At 60.3% G+C, this 12,168-nt stretch carries 8 protein-coding genes; all 8 read left to right on the top strand.

What is annotated here, in order from left to right; all coding sequences use genetic code 11:
• Nucleotides 1–131: 131 nt before the first annotated feature.
• The 8 genes from QRN11_RS11110 to QRN11_RS22510 all read left to right on the top strand — a co-directional run bounded on the left by QRN11_RS11110 (nucleotide 132) and on the right by QRN11_RS22510 (nucleotide 12,043).
• The gene (locus QRN11_RS11110) at nucleotides 132–2,348 is read left to right on the top strand and encodes a beta-glucosidase family protein (protein WP_285250995.1); all 2,217 of its coding nucleotides are present in this window, start codon (nucleotides 132–134) and stop codon (nucleotides 2,346–2,348) included.
• A 382-nt stretch (nucleotides 2,349–2,730) separates the two neighbouring features.
• Entirely contained in the window at nucleotides 2,731–4,353 is a 1,623-nt protein-coding gene (locus tag QRN11_RS11115; protein WP_285250996.1) for a xylulokinase, read from the top strand.
• Nucleotides 4,350–5,087 carry an L-ribulose-5-phosphate 4-epimerase gene (locus QRN11_RS11120; RefSeq protein ID WP_285250997.1) on the top strand — a complete coding sequence of 246 codons (738 nt, stop codon included), beginning with the start codon at nucleotides 4,350–4,352 and terminating at the stop codon, nucleotides 5,085–5,087. The genes QRN11_RS11115 and QRN11_RS11120 overlap by 4 nt, the downstream gene beginning before the upstream one ends.
• Before the next feature lie 80 nt (nucleotides 5,088–5,167).
• Nucleotides 5,168–6,247 (top strand): LacI family DNA-binding transcriptional regulator, encoded by a 1,080-nt coding sequence (locus QRN11_RS11125; RefSeq protein WP_285250998.1) that lies wholly within the window; start codon nucleotides 5,168–5,170, stop codon nucleotides 6,245–6,247.
• An 80-nt stretch (nucleotides 6,248–6,327) separates the two neighbouring features.
• A complete protein-coding gene (gene araA, locus QRN11_RS11130; RefSeq protein WP_285250999.1) occupies nucleotides 6,328–7,848 on the top strand; it encodes an L-arabinose isomerase in 1,521 nt (506 codons plus the stop codon).
• Nucleotides 7,849–7,953: 105 nt separating this feature from the next.
• Nucleotides 7,954–8,451, top strand: coding sequence for a ribose-5-phosphate isomerase (locus QRN11_RS11135; protein ID WP_285251000.1), 498 nt, complete (start codon nucleotides 7,954–7,956; stop codon nucleotides 8,449–8,451).
• A 150-nt stretch (nucleotides 8,452–8,601) separates the two neighbouring features.
• Entirely contained in the window at nucleotides 8,602–11,067 is a 2,466-nt protein-coding gene (locus QRN11_RS11140; RefSeq protein WP_285251001.1) for a glycoside hydrolase family 2 TIM barrel-domain containing protein, read from the top strand.
• A 163-nt stretch (nucleotides 11,068–11,230) separates the two neighbouring features.
• Entirely contained in the window at nucleotides 11,231–12,043 is an 813-nt protein-coding gene (locus QRN11_RS22510) for an SGNH/GDSL hydrolase family protein (protein ID WP_350223980.1), read from the top strand.
• Nucleotides 12,044–12,168 lie beyond the last annotated feature (125 nt).

Raw genomic sequence — 12,168 nt, forward strand, 5'->3', positions numbered from 1 at the left:
AAACCACCCCCCGCTCCGGCCGTCACCCCCAACCCGACGGCCGGAGCACAAGCACTTTTGCCCAACTACGTGTCCGCTACGTACCCCTCCCACCCGTAGAACGCCCACCCGGCTCTCCTTCGGACGGAGGCATGTCATCTCCCATCATCACCAGAAAGACCAGCACCATGCCGACCAGCCAGACCGATAGCTTCCACGAAACAACCAATAGCTTCTACGAAGCGGTCAACATCATTCGGCAAGGAGCTGACCTGGACGCGGCCACAGAGCAGCTTCTCGGCCAGCTCACACAGGATGAAAAGCTGTGGCTGCTCGATGGTGACTCGGATTTTTGGGTCGGGATCGCAGAGATGAGCGCCGGCTACAACCTGAAACCCATCGTGATGGGCGAGATCAAGCGCCTTGGGATTCCCGGCCTCCGTTTCAGTGATGGTCCCCGTGGAGTAGTGATGGGCGCGTCCACGGCGTTTCCAGTGTCCATGGCGCGTGGCGCGACGTGGGATGTTGAGATGGAAGAGCGCATCGGCGTCGCCATTGGCCGTGAACTGAGAGCCCAGGGAGGGAACTTCTTCGGTGGCGTATGCATCAATCTTCCAAGGCACCCCGCATGGGGCCGGGCACAGGAAACCTACGGCGAAGACACCATTCTCCTGGGCGAGTTCGGCGCAGCGCTCGTTCGTGGCGTCCAACGCAACGCCATGGCCGTCGCAAAGCACTACGCCCTTAACTCCATGGAAAATGCACGCTTCAAAGTCGACGTGCTGGCCGACGAACAGACGCTCCACGAGGCCTTCCTCCCGCACTTCCGCCGGGTCGTCGAGGAAGGTGTGGACGGCATCATGACGTCCTATAACTCCGTCAACGGCGAATGGGCCGGCCAGAACGAAACCCTCCTGGAAGGCACCCTCCGCAGTGAATGGGGATTCGAGGGCGTCACCATCACCGATTTCGTGTCCGGCTTCCGGGACGCCGGCCTGTCGCTGCGCGCAGGTCTCGACGTTGAAGCGCCCATGCGTCAGCAGCGCGCCCAGCAACTACCCGAAGACCTTGAATCCGGCCGGGTCACTTGGGAGCACGTCGACCGGGCAGCAAAGCGGGTCCTGCGCGCCCAGCTTCGACACTATGCCTCCGCACGTGAGGAAGAGCCCGCAAAGGAAGTCATTTTCTGCAGCGAACACCGGAATCTGGCGCGGGAAGCAGCGGCCACGTCCATGGTCCTGCTGAAAAACGATGCAGTTGACGGCACACCGGTACTGCCCCTCGGTCCGGAGAAGAGGAATTCGGTCGCGCTGATCGGCAGGCTGGCCAATCTACCCAATACGGGCGACCACGGATCGTCATCAGTCCGCTCCCCGGAGGTAGTTACTGCACTCGAAGGACTCCGGAAAAACGTTCCAGAAGCACAGCTCTTCACCTCATTCGAAGACGACCCCAAAGCAGCCGCCGCCACAGCAAAAAAGGCGGAGGTAGCCATCGTCGTCGTTGGCTACACCGCAGAAGATGAAGGCGAATACATCGGCGGGGACAGCATGCTGGACCCGGACATTCTTGCCCTGTTCCCTCCTTTCCCCGAAGGCATGGACCCAAGCAACCTCATGGGAGCCGCAGGCGCCATGGGCAGCACCGTTGGCGGCGACCGGGCCAGCCTGCGGCTAAGGCCTGTCGACGAGGAAATCATCCGGGCAACCGCGGCTGCGAACCCCAAAACCGTGGTCGTTGTCGTCACCGCAGGAGCCATCATCACAGAATCCTGGCGCGACACCGTCCCGGCGATGCTCGTGGGATGGTACTCAGGATCCGAGGGGGGAAATGCCCTCACAGACGTCCTTTACGGGAAAGCCGATGCCAGCGGACGGCTTCCCTACTCCATCCCAACAACAGAGGAACACTTACCCTACTTCGACCGGGACGCCACCAGCATCACGTACGACCGCTGGTTTGGGCAGCGCCTCTTGGACCGCGACGGCCACAGCCCTGCCTTCCCACTCGGATACGGCCTCTCCTACACCACCTTCGACATCAGCGACCTGACCGTCACGCAGATCGCCGCAGATAGCGTGACGGTTACAACACAAGTCACCAACACAGGAGAACGCGCAGGCCGTCACGTCGTACAGCTTTACGGTTCGATCGAGGCAGAGGACTTTCCCCGACGGGTTTTGTTGGGTTTCAAGCCCGTGAACCTGGCGCCAGGGGAGACCAAGACGATGGAGGTGGCCGGTTCTCTTCGCCCACTGCAGCGCCGCACCAACGGGCGGTTCGAGTGGGCTGCGGCGGACGTGGTCTTGGAAGCGGGCGCGTACTCCGGTGATCCAAAAGCGTCAACAACAAGCCTTCGCTTGCCTTAGAACCGGAACGGACCACCGCATGCACTCGTGATTCTCGAATGACAAGCATGTGCGAAGCTCCTCTCGCTCCGCTCGAACTCGTACACGCCCAGAACCAATAGAAGCACAGAGCCGGAACAACGACGTGCTCGCCCAAATATAGAAGCCAGCCTTGCCTTTTTCCCCAGACGGGAATAATCTTTGGCGAACGCTTCAGTTCAAGGGCCCAGGTCATCGGGCCCGGGATTGAGCAAGCGGCAAGGTGAGGAATAGTGACCATCCTTGAGACTGCGTGTCTCAATATTGTTAGCGCTAACCAAGATCTGAAGCCTAGGGCATCCTTTGGTTGTCCCCTCACATGTCGAAAAATTATCTGGCCTGAGCCAGCAAGAGAAGGATTGTTGTGAATCTTCCCGGCACGTCATCTGTAGCCGATGCCATACGTTCCGGACGCGCTCGTCTGGGGATTGAACTAGGCTCAACCCGCATAAAGGCGTGCCTTATCGGGGATGATCCCCGGCACGTGCTGGCATTGGGGAGCTTTAGCTGGGAAAGCAGCTTTCAAAACGCGGTGTGGACCTACTCGCTGACAGACGTCTGGACCGGTATTCAGGCAGCCTATGCAGATCTTGTTGCGAACTGCGAAGAGCGCTATGGGGTGCAACCACGCATTCTTCAAGCGATTGGTGTTTCCGCCATGATGCACGGCTATCTGGTCTTCGATTGCGATGACCAACAACTCGTGCCATTCAGGACCTGGCGGAACACCACTACGGGCGCGGCGTCTGCCGAGCTTACAAAGGCATTCGACCTCAACATCCCCCTCCGCTGGTCGATTGCCCACCTACACCAGGCTGTGAGCGATGGCGAAGACCACGTTCCACGCATTGATTTCATGACCACCCTTGCCGGTTATGTTCATTGGCGTCTCACTGGAAGGAAAGTAATTGGAATCGGTGATGCTTCCGGCATGTTCCCGATCGATTCTGCGAGCCACACCTACGACTCGGACCTTTTGGCACGTTACAAAGCACTTGTTGCTCAGGCCGCTCCCGCGCTCGACCTCAGCCAGGTGCTCCCCGAGGTGCTGGTGGCGGGTGAGCACGCCGGCACACTCACGGATGCCGGCGCAGCGTTGCTTGACCCGTCAGGTGCCCTGCAGCCCGGGGCAGTTTTCTGCCCGCCAGAAGGTGACGCCGGTACTGGAATGGTCGCCACATGCTCCATAGCCCCCCGGACGGGCAACGTCAGTGTCGGCACGAGCATCTTCGCCATGGTCGTCCTTGAAAGGCCGCTGGCTCAGGTCCGCCACGAGCTAGATCTCGTAACGACTCCGGCGGGCGCTCCGGTAGCAATGGTCCACTGCAATAACGGTGCAAGTGAACTTGCAGCCTGGGTACAGGTCTTCGCCCAATTCGCGCGTAAATCAGACTGCACCATCGACCAGGACACCGTGTTCACCGCCCTCCTTGAAGAAGCGCTCGAAGGCGACCCAGATGCCGGCGGATTAATCGCGTACAACTACGTTGCCGGTGAACCTCTTGCTGGCGTGCGCGATGGCCGGCCACTCCTTGTACGAGCACCCGACAGCACGTTCACCCTTGCAAACCTTGTGCGCTCCCAGGTGTACGGCGTGTTCGCAACGCTGGTACTTGGCATGCGCGTCCTTGCCGACGAAGGGGTTGCGGTCGACCGGATGTTCGCGCACGGCGGCATGTTTCGGACCGCTGGAATCGCTCAACGCTTTCTTGCCGGCGCTCTAAACGCGCCTGTTTCCGTCGCGGAATCGGCTTCCGAAGGTGGGGCTTGGGGGATCGCCGTGCTTGCGGCCTTCGCCACCCACCCCTCAGGAGACCTCAATGAGTTTCTTCGCAACAGCGTCTTTGGGGGCGCGGCCTTTGAAACGACTAATCCTGACCCTGCCGACGTAACAGGGTTCTCGACGTACTTGGACCGATATGCCGTTGGGCTTGCGGTCCAGCGCGCAGCCGTTGACTCAATCTCTCCGAAAGGAAGCCAGCCATGAGCTCTAGTTCGACCACCCAGCCGTCAAGTCAAGTGCCGACCGAGATAGCCGAGGCTATTAGAACAGTCCGAAGCGACGTCGCCGAGCTGCATGCGGAACTTGTGCGCTACAACCTTGTTGTATGGACCGGCGGCAATGTCTCCGGGCGCGTTCCAGGGACTGATTACTTCGTGATCAAACCTAGCGGTGTCCTGTACGACGAACTGACCGCCGACAACATGATTCTCTGCACTCTCGATGGTCGGGTCGTCCCTGACGTGCCCGGTTCAGAAAGGGCACCTTCAAGCGACACGGCTGCACACGCGTACGTTTACCGCCATATGCCCGAGGTTGGGGGAGTGGTTCACACCCATTCTCCGTATGCCGTAGCCTGGGCCGCGCACGGCGAACCCATACCCTGCGTAACAACAGCGATGGCAGACGAGTTCGGCGGCGAGATTCCTATCGGCCCCTTCGCAATCATCGGCGATGATTCCATTGGGCGTGGAATCGTCGATACCCTCAGTGGCCACCGCTCCCGTGCCGTACTGATGAAGAATCACGGCCCGTTCACCATCGGCAAAGATGCCCGTGACGCTGTTAAGGCAGCCGTCATGGTTGAAGATGTAGCCAGGTCAGTGCTGTTCTCGCGACAGTTAGGAGAACCGCACCCAATTGCACCAGCAGCGGTTGATGCCCTGTTCAACCGCTATCAGAACGTTTACGGGCAAGAACCCACAGGGGCCTTAAATTGAGGGAGCCCGTCCGCCACGGGCGTGACGGCGCGTCAAACATGCGGCCGGTATCCATACACGACACAGTGGCTCGGTGAACCATGGGCAGGACCACTGATGGCAAGGCACCAAGGCTGAAGGACGTCGCTGCCGTCGCCGGTGTTTCACATCAGACGGTGTCAAGGGTCGTCAACGGTCACCCGAACGTCCGCACCGGCACAAGAGAAAAGGTCAAGGCTGCGATCGCCGAGCTCGGGTACCGGCCCAACACTGCAGCCAGGAGCTTGGTCACCCGCCGTTCGCGGAGGATCGGGGTACTGGCGAGCGAGTTGTCGCAGTATGGTCCAGTCAACACGCTGATGGGCATAGAACAGGCAGCCAGGGATGCTGGCTATTCCGTCAGCATCGCTGCGCTGCGTGAAGTGAACAGGGCGAGCATATGCGAGGCCATCAACAATTTTATGGACCAGTCCGTTGACGGCATTGCCGTGGTGGTACCCCATGAGGAAGCTTTTGCAGCTTTGGATGACATGAAGCTGTCCGTTCCTGTTGTAACTGTCGGATCGCCAACCAACAGGAATGTCAGCGGGACGATAGTGGACCAGGGACAGGGCGCACGTGCCGCAGTGCAACATCTTCTCCAGCAGGGCCACCGCGCGATAGCTCACCTTTCGGGTCCGCCGGGGTGGCCGGACAGCTCCGAACGTAAAGCGGGCTGGCGGGAAGCTCTGTGCGGAGCCGGCCTCCCCGATGAACACCTGTTTATAGGTGACTGGGGCGCCGGCAGTGGATACACCATCGGCAGGAAAATTGCCCAGGACCCTCGGATAACTGCCGTGTTTGCCGCCAACGACCAAATGGCCTTGGGAGTCCTGAGAGCCTTTGCTGAAGCACAGGTACGGGTACCGGAAGACGTCAGCGTTGTCGGCTTCGACGATCAGCCGGAGAGCGCCTACTTCACCCCGCCACTGACAACAGTGCGACAGGACTTCGAAGAACTGGGGCGCAAATCCGTGGACTTGATGCTGCGGGAACTCGACGTCGGAATGCCCCCACCCACCGCGGTAGTCACCCCAGCACTTCACATTCGTGCAAGCACGGCGCCCCACCAGCCGGTGTCGCCCTTATCGGGGCGGCACTCCACGAACCCGGGACCGCGGCGTTCCTTTAAAGACACGTAGCGCAACGATCATCCTTTAGTAATTCATTCGCGGCCCACGCTTGGCCAATATCCACTATCGAATCTCAATTGGAGAACCTAATGAGTACCGCAGCAAACACCTCCCTCGATGGCTACGAGGTATGGTTCCTCACCGGCAGCCAGCACCTTTACGGGGAGGAGGTCCTGAAGCAGGTGGCCGCGCAGTCGCAGGAGATCGCGAACCAGCTGAACGCCTCCGCTGCCGTGCCGGTGCGGCTGGTGTGGAAGCCGGTCCTGACCGATTCGGATGCCATCCGCCGCACCGCGCTGGAGGCAAACTCGGATGACTCGGTCATTGGCGTGACGGCGTGGATGCACACCTTCAGCCCGGCCAAGATGTGGATCCAGGGACTGGACCTGCTGCGCAAGCCGCTGCTGCACCTGCACACCCAGGCCAACCGCGACCTGCCGTGGGCGGACATCGACTTCGACTTCATGAACCTGAACCAGGCCGCGCACGGCGACCGCGAGTTCGGGTACATCCAGTCCCGGTTGGGCATCGCCCGGAAGACCGTCGTCGGGCACGTCTCCAACTCCGAAGTGGCCCGCCAGGTGGGGTCCTGGCAGCGCGCCGCGGCCGGGTGGGCCGCCGTCCGGAGCCTGAAGCTAACCCGCTTTGGGGACAACATGCGCAACGTCGCCGTCACCGAAGGCGACAAGACCGAGGCCGAGCTGCGGTTCGGCGTCGCGGTGAACACCTGGTCCGTCAACGAGCTCGCCGATGCCGTGCACGGCGCCGCGGAGGCCGACGTCGACGCCCTGGTGGCCGAGTATGAGGACCTTTATGACGTGGTGCCGGAGCTCCGCGCGGGCGCCGCGCGGCACGACTCGCTGCGGTACGGCGCCCGGATCGAACTGGGCCTGCGGAGCTTCCTGGAGGCCAACCGCTCGGCGGCGTTCACGACGTCCTTCGAGGACCTGGGCGCGCTCCGGCAGCTTCCGGGCCTGGCGGTGCAGCGGCTCATGGCCGCCGGGTACGGCTTCGGCGCCGAGGGCGACTGGAAGACCGCCATTCTGGTCCGCGCCGCGAAGGTGATGGGGGCTGGCCTGCCCGGTGGCGCCTCCCTGATGGAGGACTACACCTACCACCTGGAACCCGGCTCCGAAAAGATCCTGGGCGCCCACATGCTCGAAGTCTGCCCGTCCCTGACGGCGGCGAAGCCGCGGCTGGAGATCCACCCGCTGGGCATCGGCGGCAAGGAAGACCCGGCGCGGCTGGTGTTCGACGCCGATGCCTCCTCGGGTGTCGTCGTCGCCCTGTCCGACATGCGCGACCGTTTTCGCCTGGTGGCCAACGCCGTCGACGTCGTCCCTCTGGACCAGCCCCTGCCCAACCTTCCCGTGGCCCGCGCCCTGTGGGAACCGAAGCCGGACTTCGCCACCTCCGCCGCCGCCTGGCTCACCGCCGGCGCCGCCCACCACACCGTGCTCTCCACCCAGGTGGGCATCGACGTCTTCGAGGACTTCGCCGAAATCGCCAAAACCGAACTGCTCACCATCGATCAAGACACCACCATCCGCCAGTTCAAAAAAGACCTGAATTGGAACGCCGCCTACTACAAGCTGGCCGGCGGGATCTGACGGTTCCGTTCATCCGGCCGGGCGCAGGGCTGCGCCATGGGCCCGGCCGGCTTCCGCCTGCCTTTACCCAGCACTTAGATCACATGCATAAGAATGGAAAATTCAATGTCCACGGACACGCAACTCTGCCCCCGGATCCATATAGCCACTGACCACGCCGGGCTTGACCTTAGCGCTGATCTCGTAAGGCGTCTGGCAGCAAAAGGGTATGAAGTTGTTGACCACGGGCCAAAGACGTACGACCCGCAAGACGACTACCCCGCTTTTTGTATTCGTGCGGCCCAGGCTGTTATCACCGACCGACAGTCGGGGAGGCATGCGTTGGGCATTGTTCTTGGCGGTTCCGGCAACGGTGAACAAATCGCGGCAAACAAAGTGAAGGGCATCCGTGCGGCACTAGTGTGGAACCACTCAACGGCCGTTCTCGCCAGGGAACATAACGACGCCAACGTTGTTGCCTTGGGAGCAAGGCAACACTCAGCTCAGGAAACGTTCGACCTCGTGGAAGCCTTTCTTCAGACTCCTTTCAGCAATGACGAAAGGCACGCCCGGCGTATCGGCCAAATTGCCCTCTTCGAGAACGCCGGCAGCGTTATGGAGTAGCAGCGGTTGGCAATACCGCCCATGGCGGCGTTGGTTTTAGTCGGTGCCGCTGAAACCGCCACTTAGTTGCAAGACCAGCAGCTCGCATCCAAACGGCGCTCACTCAGTTCCGGCTGCTTTTTGTCAGTTCAATCACCATAACGAGGGATTATGAAACGCACACCGTTCAATACAGACTGGCTTGTTTCCGGCATTGCCGGGTCCGCGAAGCCCACGGCTGTGACACTCCCGCACGATGCCATGCTCTACGAAAAACGCGACCCGGCAACGGCAAATGGCTACCACACAGGCTTCTACCCAGGTGGCGTGTACAGATACAGCAAGACCTTCGTTGCGCCCGAAGCGTGGCGCGGGCAACACGTTGTCATTGAGTTTGAAGGTGTCTATATGCGCTCGGAGGTTTACCTCAACGGAGTACTCATCGGGGGACGCCCCTCGGGCTACGCAGAGTTCCGAGTGGTGCTTGATGACCACCTGAAGTACGGGGAAGATAACCTCCTTGAGGTAGTTGCCAATAACCCGTCAGGCCCAAATTCGCGGTGGTACTCAGGAAGCGGAATCTATCGCCCGGTCAGCCTCCTGATCGGTCCTCTTCTGCATATCGATCCGACCGGCCTGCAGTTGCGGACAGTTAGCCTGGAGGGCACCAACGCTACGGTTCATGCCCGTGCCACTGTCACTAACGACGACATCAAAGCCCGCACCTCCACGTTGAGAGTCACACTTACGGGGCCGGACGGCAAAGAGATTTCGGCAACCTCCCAAGAGGTAGCGACCCCGCCGGGAACAAACTCCGTCCATGCCGTCGAATTTACTATCGACGGCGCACACCTTTGGTCGCCGGAGCATCCGCACCTGTATAGCGTCTACGCAGAGCTCGCCGACAAGAACGACGGCCTCGACACGGTCGAGGATACGTTTGGGATCCGGCTTGTTACTGTCAACGCGCACCAAGGCCTCCAAATCAACGGCGCCACAACAAAATTGCGCGGGGGCTGCATCCACCACGACAACGGAATCATCGGCGCCCACACACTGGAGGCTGCCGAAGAACGCCGGATCCGCATCCTCCGTGATGCCGGCTACAACGCGATCCGAAGCGCTCACAACGCCCTCTCCCGGGCGACTCTTCGAGCATGCGACAAACTCGGGATGCTCGTCATGGATGAACTCGGCGATGAATGGTGGAGGCCAAAGTCCCGCGATGGGTTCTCTCGGCACTTCCTGGAGTGGTGGCAACGTGACCTCGACGCGCTGATCGCCAAGGACTACAACCACCCTTCAGTGATCATGTATTCGATCGGCAATGAGATTGGCGAGATCTCCACTGACCAAGGCAAGGCGCTCGGCTACGACATAGCCGCTCACGCCCGATCAGCGGACCCCGACCGCTTCATCACCAATGGGGTGAACGTCTTCCTGAGCTTCATTGCCCCTAAGGACGACCCCAAAGTGGAGCCCGAAAAGGTCGAGAACAAAGAGAAGGCGGGCGATCCTGAAAAGACGATCGCGATGCTCAACTTTTTGATGGGCGCCTTCGAGAAGCTCACTCCGCTGCTGCTCAGGCTCCCCCAAGCCGAGAATAGGACGAGGGAAGCACAGTTCGCCCTCGATGTTGCGGGTTACAACTACGGGCATGACCGGTGGGTCAGGGACACCAAGCGGTATCCGGACCGCGTTATCGTTGGTACGGAAACGACCCCCAGCACAACCGCTACACTATGGCGGCTGATCAACGCCATGCCCAACGTCATCGGCGAATTCGTGTGGACAGCCTGGGACTACGTAGGGGAAGCCGGCATCGCCACTCAGCAGTATGACAGTCCCCGCAAACTGTTCCAGCCCTACCCGGCACTCCTGGCAGGGGCACCGATCATCGATATCACCGGTTACCGGCAACCCTGGTCGTACTACAACGAGATTGTGTGGGGCCGAACACGAGGCCCGTTCTTGTCCGTGCGTCCCTTGAACCATGCCGGGCAAAAACGCACCAAGAACAATTGGCGGCCGACCGACACGGTTCACAGTTGGAGCTGGAGCGGATACGAAGGCGTCAAAGCCGAAGTGGAAGTATACGCTGACGCTCACCGTGTTGACCTGCACCTGAACGATAAGCTCATCGCTTCCCGAAAAGTCAGGGAGAAGAAACAATTTCGCACTGTTTTCACCATGCCATATGCGCCGGGGAAACTCACTGCCACGGCATACGACAAATCCGGCAACGTCGTCGGTTCAGAGACCCTAGCCTCGGCCGGCCCCGAGACGGTACTTCGAGTCACTGCTGAAAGCAGCGAGGCGACGGCAGACGGCGCTGACCTGGTCTTCATCGATGTCGAGCTCACTGACAACACAGGCGTGCTCAAACCACTCGATGATAGGCCCGTGACAGTCAATGTAGAAGGCGAAGGAACGCTACTAGGCTTCGGAAGCGCCAACCCTGCGACCGCTGAACAACTGAGCTCTCCAACCCACAGCACCTACCAGGGACGGGCTCAAGCAATTATTCGTACTACAACACGTCCCGGAGAGATCACGTTCACGGCCAGCGCGGACGGCTTGACCCAAGCAACCGTCAAGATTACGACCAGCGACAACTCCGGCAAATCAGCAAGGTGACGCGGTGGCATCTTGCCAGCTTGAGAGATGCCTTTTCGAGAACGCCGGTAGCAAGACCGGCATAGGCCGACGGGCCCCACCAGCCATCGATTGCCACCGCCGCTCCTTTCTCACAGAGACCTATAACTGCCGGCGCCGACCCGCAATCCTCGAGGAGAAATAAGTGAACAGCAGTCCCGCAGAGGCTTCCGGCCAGACCAGGCACGAAATCACGCACCTAAGTGCTTTGGGAAGTTCGTTTGCCGCTGGTCCAGGCATCCGGCCTATAGAGAGTCGACGCGCTCAACGATCTACCCTCAACTACCCGCACCTTCTCGCTGAGAAGCTAGGTTGCCGGCTCACAGATTTATCTATATCGGGTGCAACCACGGAAACAATTCTTACCCGTTCACAGCGGGTCGGCCTCCTAAAATTCCAGCCTCAAATCCGGGGCCTGTCTCACGACAGCGATCTGGTCACCCTGACAGCGGGTGGCAATGACGTCGGATACATCGGTTCGATGTACGCAGCCGCATTGAAGGGCTGGTTCTCAACGCAGCCTGTCCTTTCGCGAATTAAACTCCCACAGATAAGCGAGAAGCCGGGAATACTAATTGACCGTGCCACTGCGGGACTAGTGAGCGTCGCGGAGGAAATTCACCGTCGGGCCCCAAAGGCACGCGTCGTCTTTGTCGACTACCTCACGATAATCGGGCATCGAACAACACCGGGGCCCTCAGCACCTTTCGACAGTGAAACCATGTCTACACTGCGGGTGATTGGCGAGCAGGTTGCACAAATGTTCCAAGACGCTGCAGCTCGTTCCGGATCTGAGCTAGTTAAACTCTCACAGTTCAGCGAGAACCATGCCCTTGGATGTCCAGAACCTTGGGTCAACGGTTTCCGGCCCAAGCCCGGAAACGGAGTTTCGTTCCACCCTAACCGAGAAGGAATGCGGGCTGCCGCCGGGCTAATCAGCGATCATTTGGCATCCTAACTCGGATCACTTAGGGTCCACCCTTGGGTTTTCCCCCGACCGGGAATAAACTGTGAATCGTGCTTGCCCTTCGTAAAGAATCAATGAACCCCATCGCTCGTTTGATCCTTGGATTCGTTTCGCGG

It is taken from the genome of Pseudarthrobacter sp. fls2-241-R2A-168 (assembly GCF_030209335.1).
Classification (GTDB): domain Bacteria; phylum Actinomycetota; class Actinomycetes; order Actinomycetales; family Micrococcaceae; genus Arthrobacter.

Coding starts and splice junctions, on each gene's coding strand:
- QRN11_RS11140 (WP_285251001.1), top strand. CDS start 8,602: ATGAAACGCACACCGTTCAATACAGACTGGCTTGTTTCCGGCATTGCC.
- QRN11_RS11135 (WP_285251000.1), top strand. CDS start 7,954: ATGTCCACGGACACGCAACTCTGCCCCCGGATCCATATAGCCACTGAC.
- QRN11_RS11110 (WP_285250995.1), top strand. CDS start 132: ATGTCATCTCCCATCATCACCAGAAAGACCAGCACCATGCCGACCAGC.
- araA (WP_285250999.1), top strand. CDS start 6,328: ATGAGTACCGCAGCAAACACCTCCCTCGATGGCTACGAGGTATGGTTC.
- QRN11_RS11120 (WP_285250997.1), top strand. CDS start 4,350: ATGAGCTCTAGTTCGACCACCCAGCCGTCAAGTCAAGTGCCGACCGAG.
- QRN11_RS11125 (WP_285250998.1), top strand. CDS start 5,168: ATGGGCAGGACCACTGATGGCAAGGCACCAAGGCTGAAGGACGTCGCT.